Source organism: Myxococcus llanfairpwllgwyngyllgogerychwyrndrobwllllantysiliogogogochensis, assembly GCF_006636215.1.
In the GTDB taxonomy this organism is placed as follows: Bacteria; Myxococcota; Myxococcia; order Myxococcales; family Myxococcaceae; genus Myxococcus; species Myxococcus llanfairpwllgwyngyllgogerychwyrndrobwllllantysiliogogogochensis.
The window spans coordinates 1-384 of sequence record NZ_VIFM01001026.1 but is presented as its reverse complement, the minus strand read 5'-3'; the positions used below and the strand labels follow the sequence as shown (position 1 = coordinate 384).

The following is a 384-nucleotide window of genomic DNA, read 5'->3' as shown; positions in this document are numbered from 1 at the left end:
CCCTACGACACCGGCCAGAGCACGCGTGACCGCGTGTCCTCGATCAACCACCGCTTCCAGATCAGTCCGGCGCTGAGCGGCAACGTGCAGCTGTACAACGCCAACAGCCACACCCAGGCCACGCTGACCGACCCGAACGTGCCGTCGCCCAACGGCGCGCCGTTCTCCGAACAGGTGCAGACCCCGCGCCTCAACCGGCTGGGCGGCATGGTCAACCTGCAGTTCGAGACCGGCGCGCACACCGTCACCGCCGGCTTCTGGCAGGAGAAGAGCAAGGCCGCCGCCAAGACCGAGTGGTACCAGCAGCCGCTGCTGGGCGAGGGCCCGCCGCTGAAGGCCACCGGTCCGTTCGATGTGTACGGCCCCGCGTTCAAGACCGACAAC

General features: G+C 68.5%; 1 protein-coding gene. It reads left to right on the top strand.

The window, feature by feature from the left end; all coding sequences use genetic code 11:
* Positions 1-33: 33 nt before the first annotated feature.
* Positions 34-384, top strand: a 351-nt coding sequence (locus tag FJV41_RS56710) for a hypothetical protein (RefSeq protein ID WP_220138087.1), incomplete at its 3' end; no start/stop codon positions are given.